Origin of the sequence: Aureibacter tunicatorum, assembly GCF_036492635.1 — a bacterium.
GTDB lineage: Bacteria > Bacteroidota > Bacteroidia > Cytophagales > Cyclobacteriaceae > Aureibacter > Aureibacter tunicatorum.
Genome location: NZ_AP025305.1, coordinates 3,672,685 through 3,690,415 on the forward strand (window position 1 = coordinate 3,672,685; position 17,731 = coordinate 3,690,415).

12 protein-coding genes are annotated in these 17,731 nt (G+C 41.0%); 6 read left to right on the plus strand and 6 right to left on the minus strand.

The genetic code is table 11. The features are described from left to right. Positions 1–34 precede the first annotated feature (34 nt). From AABK36_RS15495 to AABK36_RS15515, 5 genes are all read left to right on the plus strand, one after another. On the plus strand, positions 35–682 hold the full coding sequence (locus AABK36_RS15495; protein ID WP_309937971.1) for a class I SAM-dependent methyltransferase: 648 nt from the start codon (positions 35–37) through the stop codon (positions 680–682). 193 nt (positions 683–875) lie between these two features. Next, positions 876–1,268 (plus strand): energy transducer TonB, encoded by a 393-nt coding sequence (locus AABK36_RS15500; RefSeq protein WP_309937970.1) that lies wholly within the window; start codon positions 876–878, stop codon positions 1,266–1,268. Between the two features lie 52 nt (positions 1,269–1,320). Beyond that, positions 1,321–2,604, plus strand: a complete 1,284-nt coding sequence (locus AABK36_RS15505; RefSeq protein WP_309937969.1) for a hypothetical protein — start codon at positions 1,321–1,323, stop codon at positions 2,602–2,604. A gap of 76 nt (positions 2,605–2,680) precedes the next feature. Beyond that, positions 2,681–3,217, plus strand: coding sequence for a Crp/Fnr family transcriptional regulator (locus AABK36_RS15510; RefSeq protein WP_309937968.1), 537 nt, complete (start codon positions 2,681–2,683; stop codon positions 3,215–3,217). 140 nt (positions 3,218–3,357) lie between these two features. Next, a complete protein-coding gene (locus tag AABK36_RS15515; protein WP_309937966.1) occupies positions 3,358–4,533 on the plus strand; it encodes a redoxin domain-containing protein in 1,176 nt (391 codons plus the stop codon). A gap of 87 nt (positions 4,534–4,620) precedes the next feature. Here the strand turns inward: AABK36_RS15515 and AABK36_RS15520 are convergent, their stop codons facing one another. Together AABK36_RS15520 and AABK36_RS15525 are read right to left on the minus strand one after the other, a co-directional pair. Next, positions 4,621–6,012: a hypothetical protein gene (locus AABK36_RS15520; protein ID WP_309937965.1), complete on the minus strand. Its 1,392-nt coding sequence runs from the start codon at positions 6,010–6,012 to the stop codon at positions 4,621–4,623. A gap of 39 nt (positions 6,013–6,051) precedes the next feature. Further along, positions 6,052–8,886: a TonB-dependent receptor gene (locus AABK36_RS15525; protein ID WP_309937964.1), complete on the minus strand. Its 2,835-nt coding sequence runs from the start codon at positions 8,884–8,886 to the stop codon at positions 6,052–6,054. A gap of 319 nt (positions 8,887–9,205) precedes the next feature. On the opposite strand from AABK36_RS15525, the gene AABK36_RS15530 reads away from it, so the two are divergent. Further along, positions 9,206–11,089, plus strand: coding sequence for a DUF4153 domain-containing protein (locus tag AABK36_RS15530; protein ID WP_309937963.1), 1,884 nt, complete (start codon positions 9,206–9,208; stop codon positions 11,087–11,089). A gap of 31 nt (positions 11,090–11,120) precedes the next feature. On the opposite strand, the gene AABK36_RS15535 is transcribed toward AABK36_RS15530, so the two are convergent. The 4 genes from AABK36_RS15535 to AABK36_RS15550 form a co-directional block, all read right to left on the minus strand. Further along, the gene (locus tag AABK36_RS15535) at positions 11,121–11,639 is read right to left on the minus strand and encodes a GNAT family N-acetyltransferase (protein ID WP_309937962.1); all 519 of its coding nucleotides are present in this window, start codon (positions 11,637–11,639) and stop codon (positions 11,121–11,123) included. A gap of 108 nt (positions 11,640–11,747) precedes the next feature. After that, positions 11,748–13,388, minus strand: a complete 1,641-nt coding sequence (locus tag AABK36_RS15540) for an alkaline phosphatase D family protein (RefSeq protein WP_309937961.1) — start codon at positions 13,386–13,388, stop codon at positions 11,748–11,750. An 8-nt stretch (positions 13,389–13,396) separates the two neighbouring features. Further along, positions 13,397–16,012, minus strand: coding sequence for a hypothetical protein (locus AABK36_RS15545; RefSeq protein WP_309937960.1), 2,616 nt, complete (start codon positions 16,010–16,012; stop codon positions 13,397–13,399). Between the two features lie 303 nt (positions 16,013–16,315). Beyond that, entirely contained in the window at positions 16,316–17,731 is a 1,416-nt protein-coding gene (locus tag AABK36_RS15550; RefSeq protein ID WP_309937959.1) for a TolC family protein, read from the minus strand.

Consider the following 17,731-nt stretch of genomic DNA (forward strand, 5'->3'; position numbering starts at 1 on the left):
GAATCAATATGCAAACTGAATCATAAAGTTATAGATGGACGAGAATACAAAAAATAAATTAGGCGTGAAGGAAGATAAACCGAATGATTGGTTTGAAACGCTTTATTCCAACTCCAACCAAGAAGGCGAAGGTGTTCCTTGGGCCAATATGGCTCCGCATCCTTTCTTCAAAGATTGGATAGACAAATACCCTCTTGATGGACAAGGGAAAAAAGCGCTTGTCATTGGTTGCGGAATGGGAGACGACTCCATTGAGCTTGAATCTCATGGATTTGAAGTGACGGCATTTGATGTTTCCGAAAGCGCTATTGAGCTTTGCAAAAAAAGATTTCCGCAATCCAAGGTTGAATTTGTTCAGGCAGACTTGATTCAAGGCGTTCCTGCTTGGAAACACCGATTCGACTTTGTCTTGGAGATTTTCACTATCCAAGCGCTTCCTCCCAAGTATGAGAAAACATTGATTGGCAATATTTCGGACTTTGTCGCTGAACAAGGAAAGCTGGTTGTGATCACAGAAATACGAAAAGAAGAAAGAAGTTACGAAAACGGACCTCCTTGGTTATTGAATTACGAGTATATCAAATCATTTGAAGGACATGGATTGAAACTCATCGAGCAAACAAAAAATCTGGAAGCCGAAATGGGCGAAGAGATTCACCTTTCAATTTTCCAAAAAAACTAATATATTCATCCGTCGAAATGCACAAGTTCGGCGGATGGAAAAATTCAAAAAATAAGATCACAATCCACCAAACTCAATCTTTAGACCAATAGCATATTTTTTCAACTAGCACTTGTTTGTCATGATTTTTTTCAAGCAATTTTTCATCATCGTTATTATACTAATTTTTACTGCTTGCTTTTCAAAAAAAAGCATGAATAACGCTTGTTATCTTGATGGAAATGGAGGCATTGAATGTACTTCAAGCGGAAATATTTTATTCTGTCATGTGGATTCCAAACCAAAATTAAGAGTTTATGATAATGACTTAACAGAATATTTTTCAAAAAAATTAAAGTTAAATAAGAAATATCACGAACATCATGGCAGAGTATTTATCAACTTGACTATTGACAAAAAAGGCAAGGTCACAAATCCTAACATACTTTATGGCATTTCAAATGATATAAATAAATCTTGCTATGAAAAAGTGAAAAACATGCCTAAATGGAAGCCAGGCATCCATAAAAATAAACACGTAAATGTGACATTAATATTAATATTTCACTTTTCAAATGGTGAGCTATTAAAGGTAAAAAGCCATTGACAGAACAAAATAAGCATGGATCGTTTATTTTAGATAAGCACCTAAGCAATCCATGTACGAATCTCGACAGCCTTTTCAAAAGAAAAAACGAACAAGTTCAAGCCAAGCTAAAGGCGTAGTGCAAAGAGCCGTGGGATTCGAGGTGGAAGTTAAAAATTGGAGAACCTGGAAACCTCGCGACGATCAATCCTTTTTCGAAGGACTATTGAGAAGAGGCATAAGTTATAGAAAGCCCCACAATGCAAGAGATGTCCTAATGAAAAGCAAAGGTTATGAGCTTACCGCCGACCGCCCCTCATCGGAATCAGTTCCTGAATTCGTCACCGATGCGTTTCAAGAAACAGACGATGGAGAACAAAAGCTACAAAGAACCTTTCAAAGCATCGTCGAACTCGTGGATCATATGCATCAAGATGCTCAAAAGCATCCAAATAGCCTTAATGACCTAAGACACTATGAATACGCAGGAGATCTAAGAAAGCCATTCACGATGATCGATGCTGAAAACGTGCCTGATCTCCACCCTCAAGCGACTGTCGGCGTCCATCTCACCAAGATGAGCAACCTTATGGAAATATCCGGCAATCATTCTCCAAGTCAAAAAGCCCATAGTCGATTCACTCGAATAGCCGATGTGCATGATCCTCCGGCTTATCAAGAAAAAGACTCCATGACCTCTGCCTTTCCCAAAGCATTGAAAGCTTTGGAAAGCTTCAAGAAAAAGCACATCTCCGAGCCGAACTGGGAGCCCAGCGAAGAACTGAAAAACCTATTCGCTTACATGATTCATTACCTTGAGTGCCCTATGGTAAATTTTCAAAGCTATCCCAAAAGCTACTTCCCCATCATGGCCAGAACAGACTTTGCCATGACATTCAAGCTGATGCCTCCTGAAGAAGTATTCATGTTCAGCGAAAATGACGGAGAGCTATTTGTCAAACTATTCGAACATGTTAATTTTTCGCCTCCCTGCGGAACTAAAATGGAGATGCATCAGCAAGTATTCCAAAAAGGCATTCGCCAAGGACAGCCAACCGCTTCCTGCCATGAAATCAATGGACTAAACCGAGCCGCTTGGGTACGTAATATAGCTCTTGGCAGAGATATGATGACCCAAGACGACTACCCCGGCAAAAGGAATCAAGGCCGACAATTCGAAACTATGGGCGCTTGGTACAAATACGACAGGCTTGGAGATTGGCGTATTCCCGCGCCTGTACTGGAATTAAGAAGAATACAATTCACTCGCGATATCAAAGAACTTCCACTGATTGCTCATGATGTCTTCAACACCATCCGGGAACTCAATAAGGAGCCCTCTCAATGGATAAGATAAATGCCTTTGCAACAAACCTTCTTTCTAGTTCATGCGTGAAACACTCAATACCATCGTTTATTACTGATATAATAAAATGGACAATATTAATGCAAAAGCGCTAGACATCTTATTGAAAAATGGAGAGAAAGCCATTGTCAATAAAAACGAAATGCTATTGGAAACTAACAAAATATGCAGGCATGTATATTTTATCAACAAAGGCATATTGAGAACATTTTATTATGATCAAAAAGGGAACAACATATCGCATTGGTTTTCCAGCGAAGGCGACAGTCTAACCATACTTTCCAGTTTGATAAAAGAAGAGCCCTCGCATTATGGCATCCAAGCTTTGGAAGACTGCGAGATTATAATGCTCAATAAAAAAATTCTTGAGCGAATACAGTCAGAAAGCCCAGAATTCAATCGATTCTTGCAAGACTACTTGATAGACGCGGCGATAAATATCGCTGATCGATTGGTGGACATACAAATCCGCAGCGCGAAAGAAAGATATGACAAACTACTTGAAACGCATCCGGATATTCTCCAAAGAGTCAATCTTGGTCATATCGCCAGCTATTTGGGCATCACGCAACAAAGCTTGAGTCGAATACGATCACAACATTGACAGAGTCTAAATCTTGTCTTGGCAAAAGATCTTACGAATGATAATATCATTTTTAACATAGGTTAAATTTCTTCACACTTTCATAGCCTACCTTTGCATCATCAATCACAACGCGGCCCCGTTATAAACATCTCAGAACTATGAAAACGACATTCGCGACTATTCTCGCCAACGACAACAAGACAAGTGTTGAAGCGTCCAAGCTTTCAGATGGAAAATTATGGATTAAGGAAAGCGAATTGAAAGCTTCCACTGGCTACGAATTAAAATCCAGCGGGATATGTTACCCGGAATTGGATATTTGCATACCCGCACATCAACAAGGCTGGACGCAATCCATTGACAATGAAAAATGGATCAATGTGTCCGCTATTTCCCAATACCTTGGCCAAGCTTGCGTGAACAACAAAGACAAGTCCATTTGGAGCCTTGGAATTCTTCCTGAACGCAGAAGCAAAATGCTGGAATCAAACCTTGCTCCCGACTTTTCCATGTTGGATATTCATGGCGAAACGGTAACCTTGTCAAAGCTCAAAGGCAAAAAAGTTCTCATTGTCACTTGGGCGACTTGGTGCGGTTGCAGATTTGACCTTAAGTCTTGGCAAAAGATCTATGAAGAATTGAACGACCCCAATTTCGAAATCATTTGCGTAGCGCAGGATTCGCAAGGCGAAGAAGTCGCGCGAAAGTGGTTTGTCGATGCCAAAGCCACCTTCAAATGCATCGTCGACCCAAGCCACAAGATCAGCTCCTTGTTCGGCTGGGTAAATGTGCCTACAGGGGCTTGGATAGATGAAAATGGAAAAATCGTCCGAGTAAACGAAGCAGCTTATGCTCAAGAACATGAAATTAAAAATTTGGTATCAACAACTAAATTCGGCAGCAACGCATTCGGGGATGCAACTAAAAAGTGGGTAAAATTCGGGCTCACCGATGATATCAAGCAAAGCCAAGAAAAACTATCTCTCAACACGAGAATGCAAAACGCAGAGGACTTCAAAGCTTTAGCGCATTTCAAGCTGGGACTTCACTTGCTTCAAATCGGTCATAAGCAAGAAGCGGAGCAGCACTTTGATGCAGCTAGAAAATTGGCTCCCGACAACTGGAATATTCAACGACAAAGCTGGACCTTCAAAGGCACGCTTCATGCTATCAAAAGCTGGAATCGAATCACCAGAGCCAATGCCGAAAGCGACCAAAAATGGACTTATTATCAACCAATGGACTTGGCCAATGCCTCCACAAGACGAACGACTCGTATCGAATTCATTTGGGAAAAATGGGCGGACAAGTGCAAAAACTTATTCAAGTCTTAACTCTCCTGACTTCTTTCAACAAAAAATGCGCGACCCATCACAGGTCGCGCAACCATCAAAAAATTTTCCCTACTTTTTAATTACATTCTACTTTGGAGCATAAGCGCCAGCGTACTCCGCAGGAGAAGGGATGGTAATTGTCTTTCCTCCGATTTCAGTGAAAACTGCATTCGGTTCAATGTCTGTAGTTCCAATATTAGCTGCCGGAGAGTCTGATCTCAAGCTAAAATCCAACGTTTTATAATCCAACTCCAAAGAAGGCTCGCCATTTGGATTTGTCGGGTGGTCCACATCAAAGTTTACAAACAAAGGATCTTCAACATCGTCTCTTCCAAGGATATCCTGTCCATCAAACACATTGCATGCTGCGTTGAATACTTCCCAGAACATTTCATCTCCAGCTGTTGGCTCTTCCCTGTTAGGCAAGATACCATGATGAGGCACATATCCAGTGCTCTTAGAATCATCCACTTCACCATAGTAGTAGTTGTGCCCAACCCAAGTGTTGTTCAAATCACTAGAAGCATCCACTTTCGTTCCGTACTTGCCATTCACTACCAAGTTGTTGAAGATCTTTCCTCTAGCGCCTTTTTCAATATTAATTGATCCGCCTCTTTCGCCATCTCTTCTCCACCCACAGAAAGCCATCGTATTATTGTACATGTTCACATTTGTCTGCGGGTCGCCTTCGATAGGCTTGGAGAAACCTATTTTAATTCCATTAGTAGCGATAGAATACATCAAGTTGAATGCGCAATCGCCTGTCGTTCCTTGCTTGAAATTGAAAGCCTCATCCTCAGTCACTCCCGTATAAGCTACTACATTGTGAAACAATTCCACTTGTCCTCTTTCCACATAGATAGCGTCACCTCCAGAATGGGCAACTGTAGAATTCTCCATGTAAAGCTTTCCTTGGTTGTTATTGAAAAATACTGAATAAAGCAATTCACCCACATCCAATTTCCCTAATCTCACAGCTTCAGAGTTCGCATTCGCCGGGCCTCCTGAATACTCGACTGTCACATAAGTCATCGCCATTTCTTCGGTAGTTTCACCTCCCATGATACCGCCCCATACAGCTCCATAAATGTTGTTGTCTGTTTTGAACTCATCAGGCACAGTAAATAAAATTGGCTCTTCTTGAGTACCCCAAGCGTAAAAATTACCTCTTGCAACAATTTCAGGCACATTTGTCGGATCAGCGATTACTGTAACACCCGGCTCCACATTCAAATCATGGCCTTCCGTCACGATCAAGTTTTCGCCTAACCAGTACACATTTCCTGATTCCAATGTCAAATCTTGGTCCACAACCCCTCCAATAGGAATCGCGCCTTCTGGGATATCTTGGTCTCCCCCGCCTCCGTTGTCTCCTCCATTGCCTTCATTGGTATCGTCCGAGCAAGAAACAAACGCGATAGCCATCAGCATCAACAGCGCCTTGGCTGCGAAATTCTTAAAAAGATTACTAGCTTTCATTGTAATTAAGTGATTAGGTATTTATTGGTTAATTTTGTCTTAAAAATTGTATTTCATTCCCAGCAAGAATTGTCTTCCATACAAGTCTCTTCTCACCAAGATATTATCTCCTGTATTGCCTTGGTACGGTGTAAGCGCTTCGCTATTGCTTAATGGCTGGCGAATTTCCAATTCGTAGGCATTGTCCAGCAAGTTGTTCGCTTTCAAGTAAACCGTTAACCCGTTTTTCATTTCCTTCTCTACCGACACGTCCAATTGCCAGAAGCCTTTTTGCCAAATATCATTTTGGTAATATGCCGACACTTCATGTATTCTGTCGCCTGTGAATACGCTGGCGATCTGAGCATTCCATCCTGTGTCCATATCCTTGTACAATAAGGATATGTTTGCGATATGCGCCGCTTGACCTTGCAAGGACCTCGTTTCTCTCACTGTGCGAGCGGTAATATCAGAGTTTGGATCGCTTGGATCTTGACGCTCCACTATGGTCTTGTCTGAAGTGATTTCCGAATGAGTAAAAGTATAATTGGCGCTGAATCCGATCTTATTGAAGTATTTGATAACATCAACTTCCAAACCTATGTTCGTCGCATCTCCAAGGTTTTCAGGCAAAATCTCGCCACGAGAAAGGTTCAGCACATACTCTATTGGATTGATAATTCTCTTGTAAAAACCTCCAATCATGAATTTGTCCATACCCGACGGAAAAAGCTCGTACCTTAAATCAAAGTTATGCGCATGAGTTCTTTCCACAAACGGGTTGCCCGATTCCAAATAATCCGTCTCCGTATCACCATTGACTATCGGCACAAATTCGGCAAAACCCGGTCTGATGACTGACGCGAAATATGATGATCTCAAACTTGATTTCGGATTGATATTGTATTTCAAATGCAAACTTGGCAAGATGTCCGTGTAGTTATAATCCTTGCTTGCGATACCTTGCTCCACTACCGGGTTGCTTGGGTCCAACATCGTGTATCCCGTGCTTGTATGCTCCATACGCACCCCACCCAATACTTGAAACTTATCCTCAAACAAGAATCTAAACTGAGCGTAAGCAGCGTAAATATCTTCATGCGCCTCATACTTGTTCAATGCCGGACTGGATCCCAAAGGCGTTTCAATCACCCAATCCACATCTGAGATATCATGCCAATCAACACCTTTCACCATCGTTCGGCCATTGGATGCATTGAATGTGTATCGCTCATAGTCGTTGGTTCGATTCTTAAGCCTCATCATTCCTCCTACTTTAAACTCTGACTCGGTAGCAAAATTCAAATCCGGCGTCATAATGAAGTTACCGTACATTTGCACGTCTCTATCCTCATTTTCATCCCATTGTCTTCTCAAAGAACTTCTTCCGGCTATTCTTTCAGGGGTGTATTCCCAATTCTCCATCGATAAGTTTCTTGAAAATCTGGTATTGTCAGGAATTTGATTCTTGGCAAAAGAGTAAACTCCCGCCCAATCAGCCTTCAACCAGTTGTTCAACTTATGATCACCTTTAAGCGTCGAAGTCAAAATCTGCTGGCGTGTAATTCGATACCTTGTTATCGCAGACATTTCACCTGCGTTGCCATTGATTGGATCGTAAGAACCCCATACTCTCGTTCTCAACACGTCTCTTACCTGATCATTTTGCAAGTAGACAAATGCGTTATACAAACTGATATTATGATTCGGATTAATTCTATAATCGATCTTCGAGTGCACTCCAGCTCGCTTTTGTATTTGAGAATAGGTTCTCTCTTCCATATTTTGAAGCTCTGTTCTCCCAGAAGCGTTTGGAGACATGGCTGCTTGGAAAAACACACTCTCAGAACCTCTGTATGTTTGCTGGTAGCTTCCCGCCAATATCACTCCAAGCTTATTGTCCAAAAACCTATTCCCTATGGAACCTCCAAGCACTGTGTTTGGCGCTAAATTTATTCTGTCAAGCACCAAATGGTTGAAACCAAAATCTTTCCCTACAGTCGCGCTATGACCGCCACCATGTTTCCAAGAAGGAGGCTGGACCATATTTCCAGACTTGTCCCATGTCAGAAAATCCTGATTGTTCATCAAAGTATTGTAACCCAACGCCAGATTGAATTGGCCTGAATACTGCTCGGGAGCGTCTTTCATCTCCATGTTAATCACACCTCCGACGGCATCCCCTTCCATATCAGGCGTCAATGCTTTGGTAACTTCCAATCTATCCAATAAATCAGAAGGGAATAAATCCAAAGGAACATAACGGTTTTTATTATCAGGAGATGGTATTTTCACACCATTCACCAAAGTATAGTTATAACGCTTGTCCATACCTCTTACGATTGCGAATTGGCCATCGCCGGAATTGTTTCTCTCCAAGGAAACACCCGATACCCTTTGGACGACATTCGCCACATTAAGATCGGGAGATAATTCGATTGTCTTGGCTGATACCACAGACATCACTCTAGGAGCCATTTTCTCTGTCTTTCGAGCGCTCATGTCTGTGCTTCTATCCTGATTGGCAGTGACTACGATTTCATCAAGTTGCTGCAAAGAGCTGCTCAATACAAAATTCACCTCTTCCCAGCTTCCATTCACATCCACTTCGAGCACTTTATCTTCATAGCTCACATAGCTAGCGATCACTCTGTATTTCGCATTGGAAGACAACTTCAACTGAAAGCTTCCATCCAATCCCGTGCTCTCTCCTATCGTCGTATTTTCAATTCTCACGGTAGCCCCTATCAATGGCTCCCCTTCATCGTCAAAAACTTTTCCTTTAACCCCTTGGCTAAATGCATTTGTCAAACAACAAAACAGTAAAATAAAAGTAACTCCAATATTCCTCATTCCTGTACCTCTTCGTATTTCGAAAGTAAATGTAGGAAACACTTTTTACTCGATTCTTAACCTACATTTATGCATATATTATCTTTAATATGAAGCTATTCATTATAAAAAGGATAATTAAGGACTACCTAAAACGCTATCGCTGTAAATCAGCAAGTTAGAGGTTAACATTGGCTTAACAAAACATATAAACAACAAAAAACAACTCATAAACGACACTTAAAAACCATTAAACGACAATGAAAAAAAATTAAAGTCTTGGTGAAAAAGAAATTCAAAACACGGAAATATCAAAAAACAAATAAGACTACTTCTATTCTTGCTTTTTGCTTACATTAGATTAAACAAACCGCTTTTTAACATGAAAATCCCTTCATTGAATTACCTAAAGGAGCAAGCCTTGAAGTCCGCATCAAGGTTTCCCTTATCTTTAGCAAGTGCCTTCATAGGCTCAGCGATTGCCATTTATTTAGTAGAAAATGAAAGGTCCATAGACAATATCTTTCCTCTGGTTAATCTCATGCTAACGCTAGCTTTGGCAATTCCTACTTTCTTTTGCGCCCAAGTACTATCTGAAAAGGAGTCTTTTTCCAAAAAAAGCAAAATCATAGTGTTTGGCGCTGCCTTCTTATTTGTAGCTGCAACTTACCTTAGCTTGCCAAATCCAGAAACCGTCTCTAATATTTCAATACCTTATATACGCTATGGTGTTTTCAATGTCATTGCTCATCTGCTCGTATCGTTTATTCCTTACTACAATAAGGGCGAAGTCAATGGTTTTTGGAATTACAACAAAACGCTTTTTATCAGACTTTGCACTTCCCTGCTATTTTCTGTAGTCATCTACTTGGGCATTGTTTTCTTATTATTCGCCTTGGACCAGCTTTTCAATATCGACATACATGACAAGCTGTTCATGGACTTCTGGATATTTACGATAGGAATATTCAATACTTGGTTCTTCATTTCCGGCATACCAAAAGATTTTCAAAAATTAGAAGAAATCGACGCATACCCTAAAAGCCTGAAGATATTTTCCCAATATATACTCTTGCCTTTATTGAGTATTTACTTAATCGTTCTCTATGCTTATGGGGCAAAAATAATCATCACTTGGCACTGGCCAAAAGGAATTGTTTCCTATATGATCTTGACAATAGCGATATTAGGCACGTTGACTTTGTTGCTGATCTATCCCTACGGCAAATCAAAAGAGAACGCTTGGATTAACAAATTTTCCAGAGTCTATTACTTCATTTTGGTTCCACTGATTGCTTTGCTTTTTATATCCATAAGCATACGGCTTAATGAATATGGAATCACTGTAAATCGCTATGCTATTTTCGGTTTAGGCATATGGCTAAGCATCATCGCCGGATACTTCATCTTCGGAGGCAAAAACATCAAAGCCATACCACAAACCCTTGCCTTTATTTTGATTCTATCAGTATTTGGCCCTTGGAGCATGTTCAATATGGGAGAGAAATCGCAAAGCAAAAGACTAATAAGCATATTGGAGCAAAACGGAATTATTGAAAATGGAAAAATTCAAAACGAGACCATATGGGTTCAAGACAGCCTCCCTGATTTTTACAGCCCTGATTTTTCATACAAAAACGAAGGCAAACTAAGTGATTCGCTTCACAATGAAGTAATAAGCATCATGGACTACTTAGACGACTTTCATGGCTACTCACAACTCAGCCCATATTTCAAGCAAAACATGGATTCTCTGATCAAAATAGGCCAAGCAAAACGAAAAAGGAGGTACTACAATGCTGATATGATTTATTTGAAAACAATGGGCATTGAAACATGGAGAAAATACAATGATTTTGACAAATACAAATTTGTGAATTATACTTCTAATCTAGTCAACAATATTGTACACATCAAGGGTTATGATTGGCTATACTCTTTTAATAATTCTTTTTGGCACATGGATTCTGTTTATACAAAAACACTACAAGTAAAGACTGAGGAAAAACTAATAGTCAAAAAAGATATGTCGATGTCAATCATCAAAAAACATGATACACTAAATTTCGATTTGAAAAAGCTAGTTTCAAATTTACCCGACACAAACAGTACTTTGCCAAGCCCCAAAATGACCATTTATCCTCATGGCCAAGATAGTTCAACAAGTAATTATCAATTAGTGCTAAAAAGGCTTAAAATCAAAAAAACTAATAATCAAGATGAATTACACGATATAAGCGGATATTTATTAGAAAAAGAAAACTAAATACGAAGAGGCTTTAGAGCCTCTTTTCTTTCTATGCCAGCATCAATTCATAGCAATTATATTTAAGAGGCATCCAAGGCAAATTAATTTGCCCACGATATTCATAGCCAAGCTTTTGATAAAATCTATTCGCTCGCTCATTTTCGCAATAAGTATCCAAAACAAGACTATCCTTACCGTGATTCTTGCCAACTTGCTCGGCATACTTCATCATCTTCAGGGCTATTTTTTCTTCCCGAAACTCAGGCAGACTTACCAAACGGTGAACCGCTAAAAAATCCTTGCCTTTCCAGTCAATATCCTTGTAAGGCTCGGTAGTCTTCTCATTCAGCACGAAAGAGCCTTTATGAATTCCATTTTCTTCCCATACCAGATAATCCCCCGCTTCCAAATCCGCTTTGATCATATCCTCTGAAGGGTAGTCTCTGTCCTGCGGCCACTGGACAACATCAAGCTTGGCCATCTCTGCTTTGATCGCTTGCACAGAATCATATATTCTGGACAAATCGCTTATCTCCCCTTTTCTTATCCATTCAAATGTTGAATTCATATTTTCTTGTCATATGCTTAAAAACAATACTCTCGTCAATGCTAAATTTAAGCCAATGAAAAGAAAAAAGAAACCCGCCTTGGCAGGTTTCTCATACTTTTGATAAAATCAAACCAAATGGCTGAATGCATGCCTGTGCATGCCTACAAAATAAGTTTGATCCTTCAAGCTTTCCATTTCTCGAGGAGCTCCTTCCTCCAGTTCGGTATCAAATACTTTCAACACCAATTTCAGATTCTCTCCTTCAGGCTCGATGGTCAAGAAATTCGGATCGCTGATTGTCGGCCATATTCTCGTTACCAAGCCCAGCTCTTCAGAAAAAGTCTCTGTTCCCACCTGCACCAACTCGTTGAGCATCTCGCTTGGATGCTCTCTGTTGGTAAGCGCTGAAGTCGTCACTTGGTAGAGCGCTCTTGAAAACCCCATTGGCTGAAAAGCGAATAAGTTAGCCACATGTATATCTCCGGACACATTGACGATCTGAACGCTTGGACTTTGCCTATGAAACTTTCTCAACACATTCAGCAATCGTTTGAATTGCTCGACATTGCCGGGCGACAACCAACTGTCCCTAACATCATCCCTGATACCTGCGGCAAGATCAGTAACAGGCTTGGGAGATTTTGAAGCCGCTTTTTCAATAAAGTCCTTAAGATTAATGAACGGAACAGCGCAACCCATGATCAAAAACTTGACTCTTTTGTTTCTTGACGCTTCTTCGCAAAAGCTTTCGAAATCGCCAAGCTGCTCCTCGGAAATCACCTTGCCGGTCGGATCTTCATATTTTCGACTGCTTCTGCCATCAAATACGAATACCGCCATTTGGCCATCTATATAAGCTTGGTGCGCATCCGGCTCTGAGTCAGTTCCCGTTTTATTGGAAGGTTTTCTTACCCTTGGTCCATTGTTAAGAATGTACTCATTGGCCACTTTCTGCGCCTGCTCCAATATCGCTCGATTGCCTTTTTCAAAATCATTGGCTTCACTACCCCAACCATCCCGAATCTCGTGGTCATCCCACACGCAAATGTGAGGGTAATTTCTCATCGTTTCCTGCAAGGGAGCAAAGCTCCAATGCGCTCTATACATTCTTCGGTAAGCTCTCGCTAATTCCAATTTACCTCTTTCAGAACCAAGAGAAGGCGTATTGTCATAATAAGCCTCAATAAAATTAGTCGATGAACAACCGTCAGAATACGCTGTGTCGCCCAAAGCCCATATATTATCCGGATGATAAGCCTGCACATGTTTTCGATACCATTCGAAAATTTCTTCCGTATGCGTATTCAATATCGCTTCTCCATTCTCTCCGTCAGCAAATGGCTGATTGCATGACCAAGCGACTACCTTCGGCTTGGAGTTATCAAGCTGAAGCTCAAAATTCCCGGAAATACTCCCTCTCTGATTCAGCAACAATTCCGACAACGCCGGCTTTTTAAGCTCGCCGCTTTCAAGCATACCTTCATCCAGCGAGTCATTCCACTTTATCGCCATCCATTTCCAAGACTTGAATCCCCTATACACTTCAGGTACGGTAAATTCATATCTGTATGGAGCTTGCTCTCCGGCTGCCGCCTCAAAATCATTTCTGAAGACAGTATCCATGGAGACCAAGCCTTCGGGAAAAACCAACAAGGAATAATACCCCGAAGACAATGGTTTAATCACCCAAGACCTTGTCCAAGCCGAAGGCTTCCCCATGATCGCAATATCATGAAGAGCCACCGGATATGTTATCTTTTTAGCCATGCGCTATATTATTCAACAGTGAAAGAATGCTCTGAAACCACCGCTTCAAGATGCTTGCCAATCACCACTTCTCTCGAATACTCATCCAAAACCAAAGCTTCAGGATCTATCACTTTCAATTCTTCGACTCTGTCTCTGTAGGCATTGGTATACTGCATGACTTTTTGCGTCGACTTTTTGTAATAATCACTGCCATTCTGGCCTATGGCTTCATAAAATGCCGCTTCCGCACCGCGAATCACCGGCAATATGAATCTTATTCCTTCCGCATTCATAAAATGCATTCTTCCATACTCGGCAAAAGGCACTTGCTTTGCCGTATTCGTCTCAAAATGCATCGCAGCTTCTTCCCAGTTGATGCTGGACCTGATGATTTCCTTATAGTAACCATAATGCTCTTCATTCTCTCCTTGGAACACTTGAGAAATCAAAGCGTTAAAAGCTTCCTCTTGAAGATCAAGACCATTTTCATATCTCTGAATCAGTTCCTGTCTTTTCAATCGTGCGTATTGATTCGCTCTGGAATGCACCGCTCTTCTTTCCGCTTCCGCCGCTTGTTTTTGATTCGCATACTCTTTAAGTTCCGCCTTGCTGTTTTCAGTCATTCTTCTCATCGAAAACTTGAATACAAAAAAACCTCTGTTGAAATACTCAGGATCTGTTGTCTCAAGCACTGCTTCACCTTTGATCATATTCCCCTCCTGATAAATAGATTTAAAGCTTGTGTCATGATTTTCCAAATCATCCCAATTGCCACGCTCGTCCCAATTGTAATCACCGCTATTTCCATTTCTAAAATCAATCGTAGTCGCCGCCAAGTCCAGCTCCCAACCTTCGGTATGATATTTAGCGTCAATAGGAAATTCAAAGCTTCTCGACTGGTATCTATTTCTACCTCTTATGCCCAATTCCTTCTTGATCGTCTGCGTCTCATACACTTCAGCAGGTCTCATTGGATCCACAACATAATTTTGAGTAATATAATCCCTACGGTCCAACACATATTGTCTTCTGATATTTCTATGAAGCTCCAAAAACGGCGAAGCAACTTGCGGAGCCCATACCAAATTCACATCTTCCAGCTTCACCTTTACATCTACCGGAGTCGTCACCTGAAATGACAGTTCTGTAGTCGCGTGATTCTCATCCTTGCCTCTTGTTGTATAGCTTCTTGATGTCGAAGTTACAATTCTTGAACCTCTGATATCCTTGTTTTCATTTTCATTGGATATGTTCGTCAAGGTCTTATTGATAGAATCTCTTCTTCTTTCTCTCAATGTATTGAACAAAGTGCTATCCTTGCTAAATGAATTTTCGTCGGTAATGCCGCTTTCCGTCATGTTGTTCAAAGCCGCCTTGAACTTAACCGATGAAAACACTCCATTTTCCACGCTTTGGCTATTCGCGCTGCGCGATGCGGATTCGGAAAGCTGGAAACTTTCGCTAGTGAAGCTTTCAGAAATTGTCAGCTCGCTATTCGGAGCCACTGTTTCCGCGCTAAAAGGACCTCTCAACACTGGTTTCTGCAAATTCAAAGTCAATGTTTCCACCCTTTGAAACGCCCACTCTCTGCTTTTCGTTATAGAACTATCATCCGGTAGTGGCGTTAACTTGTTATCGATCGGCTTAGTCGTATCCATCTTCGACAATACATATTTTTGGACACGAGCTCTAAAAGTTCTGTTGGACTCATACCTTCTGATCATATCATTGGACTGCATGCCCAAAGCCTTAAGGTATTCGAATGCTTGATCTATCAAACTCCCAATTACCGTCAATCTAGTTGGATCCACTCTAAGCTTTTCAGACAACTTCGTCGCCAGTGTATCCAAATAGTTTTTGGAAGAAATCAAAGTATTGCTCACCAACTGTCCCTCTGTCTTCAACAAACCAATCTTGGTCATATCCTCCACAACAAGATTGGTTTGAGACAATCCATGCATGATATTTCCAAGCATATAAGCCTTCTTTTGAGTCATCGCTCGTTCTAGAATCGATTTTTTATCCGCATCGCTAGTCGACTTCTCCGACAACTTTTTCAGTATCTCAGGATCAACAGTAATCAATGTTTCAGGCTTGATCGCTGTCGCAGTCAACCTTCTGTTGGATACGCTTACCCCTCCAAGCATCGTGTCGCTTACCGCTCTCAAATTATTGATCACAGTCGCTCCATCATTAATCATTCCCGGCCTCAATACAGGTGTTTCGATCATCACATTCCCTCCGACTTTCGGATCATTTTGGCTTCCCTTCACTTTGTCGCCTATTACTTCCGCTGCCACCACAGGATCTCTAAACTCAGCCAAGTCCGCTATGAAATTCTTCATGTAAGGGTCGTCAACTTCGAGCAATGGCTTGAAAACAATTTTGTCTTTTATCCATTCATCCGGTTGCTTTATTACTTTGACAGGCGTCTTGAATGATATTCTGTAATCTCTTTCTTTGCCCAACAACGAAGCCGCCGCGGCATAATCCTTCAATATGCGAGCAATTACTCTTATGTGTCTGCTCACTGCCAAAGGTCCTAATTTAGGATAAAGCACATTAGTGTTATACGTGGTCACCAAGCTATTCGGATTGGCTGTAGTATGTGGTAGGAATTGTTCAGGAATGTTGATTTTCATGGGTGAAATTGCTTAAAATTAAAAATGAATTAAAAAGTGCCCAGTTATTTACAGAGCACAATAAAGCAAAAAACAAAACCCAATAAAAATATTTTAAATTATGTTTTTTATAAAAATATAAATATTAGAACGCATCAAATTATACTTTTTGGATTCATATTTTAAACATAAAGGATACGTAAAAATTCATAGAAACAAATAAAAGAATATACCAAGATGGCTTTTGAAGTTAAGCCATAAAAAAAGAGGCCCCGCATAAGCGAAGACCTCCGACACACTAAGCAATAAATCAAACCAACTTTCTTACAAATCATCAAAATTGCCGCCCAATGAAAGAAATAAATTGATTCTTTGCACGGCATCTTCTGTATTAATATTGATCAAATTAAGTTCCTCGTTCAGCAATTTCATTCTATATTGATGCAGGCTAAGCATGTCAGTTTGCCCCACCTCGTACTTCACCGACGAAATTTTCACAATCTCTTTCAAGTCCTCAATAGCTTGCAATGTATGCAGTCTTCTCTTCTTCAGAGAATAATTGGCGCTAAGGGAATTTTCCACTTCAGCAAGGGCGTTCAATACTACTTTGGAGTAATTCGCCACGCTTTCTTTTTGAACAGCATTTTTCGCTTCTATATTCGCTTTCAAAGCTCCTCCGGAAAAGACTGGCAAATTCACGGCCCCGTTGATCGCGTACAATGGATCGCTAAACGAGCTTTTCAAGCCCAAAACATCCGAATTCGCAACACCCAAGGGAGCTGAAACCTTTAAAGAAGGCAATCGCAGCTTCTGAGCTACCACTTCATCATAAAAAGCCCTTTCCACATCAAACTGAGCAGCCATGATATCAGGTCTGCTGTCAAGCAAGTTCGCCGACAAATTCTCAGGTATATTATGATTAAGCTTCAGATTCCAAGCATCTGTCATAATATCAGCATCCGGAAACTCTCCAACCAAGACTTCAATGGATCGCTGAACCTGTCCGTAGGTAAACTCGATCTGCTCGATCTGCTTGTAATAATTTGAGATCTCGGCATTCAGCAAATTCAAATCCGTCGGATCCGCTATGCCTATTTCCAAACGATGCTCAGTCAACCTTTTCAAATCCAAAGCCGTATCCAGCATTTGCTCCACGACCTCTTGCTGGTTTTTAACCCCTTGAGCTGTATGCCAATTTCTCACAAGCCTAGCCAAAAGCACTTGAAGCAGTCTTTCATTGCTATGTTGAGCAGAGAAATAAGCTGACTCCGCGCTTTTCGCTTCATATCTCAATTTCCCCCATAGATCGGGTTCCCAACTCGCTTGAAAAAGAAACTGATCCACAGCCGACTTGCCTTTGAACAAGCCTGTTCCCTCAGCGGCAGCAAACCCGACTTTAGGAAACAACTCGGATTTCGATACTTTCAAACCAGCTTCCATCATTTCCATTCTGGAATAGCTCGCTTGCAAATCCGCATTATGAGCGATCAACTGATCCATCAAGGAGTCTAGTTTTGGCGTCTTCAATTCCATCACCCATGCAAATTCATCCGCTGAATCATCGTCTTCACGATCTATTATCCAAGTGTCCGGGATCTCCACTTTTTGCAAAGACACTGACTTTCTCGCTTGTTCTTTAGCTTGAGGCTGTTTTTTCAAACTCAATGTCCTGCATGATGGCATAACCATGATCAGTACCAACCCAATCAACACCCATGCATTTCGTCTTGCTCTTTTCAT

Excerpts from the sequence above, each read along its gene's own strand:
- AABK36_RS15495 (WP_309937971.1), top strand. The coding sequence starts at position 35 with ATGGACGAGAATACAAAAAATAAATTAGGCGTGAAGGAAGATAAACCG.
- AABK36_RS15500 (WP_309937970.1), top strand. The coding sequence starts at position 876 with ATGAATAACGCTTGTTATCTTGATGGAAATGGAGGCATTGAATGTACT.
- AABK36_RS15505 (WP_309937969.1), top strand. The coding sequence starts at position 1,321 with ATGTACGAATCTCGACAGCCTTTTCAAAAGAAAAAACGAACAAGTTCA.
- AABK36_RS15510 (WP_309937968.1), top strand. The coding sequence starts at position 2,681 with ATGGACAATATTAATGCAAAAGCGCTAGACATCTTATTGAAAAATGGA.
- AABK36_RS15515 (WP_309937966.1), top strand. The coding sequence starts at position 3,358 with ATGAAAACGACATTCGCGACTATTCTCGCCAACGACAACAAGACAAGT.
- AABK36_RS15520 (WP_309937965.1), bottom strand. The coding sequence starts at position 6,012 with ATGAAAGCTAGTAATCTTTTTAAGAATTTCGCAGCCAAGGCGCTGTTG.
- AABK36_RS15530 (WP_309937963.1), top strand. The coding sequence starts at position 9,206 with ATGAAAATCCCTTCATTGAATTACCTAAAGGAGCAAGCCTTGAAGTCC.
- AABK36_RS15535 (WP_309937962.1), bottom strand. The coding sequence starts at position 11,639 with ATGAATTCAACATTTGAATGGATAAGAAAAGGGGAGATAAGCGATTTG.
- AABK36_RS15540 (WP_309937961.1), bottom strand. The coding sequence starts at position 13,388 with ATGGCTAAAAAGATAACATATCCGGTGGCTCTTCATGATATTGCGATC.
- AABK36_RS15545 (WP_309937960.1), bottom strand. The coding sequence starts at position 16,012 with ATGAAAATCAACATTCCTGAACAATTCCTACCACATACTACAGCCAAT.
- AABK36_RS15550 (WP_309937959.1), bottom strand. The coding sequence starts at position 17,731 with ATGAAAAGAGCAAGACGAAATGCATGGGTGTTGATTGGGTTGGTACTG.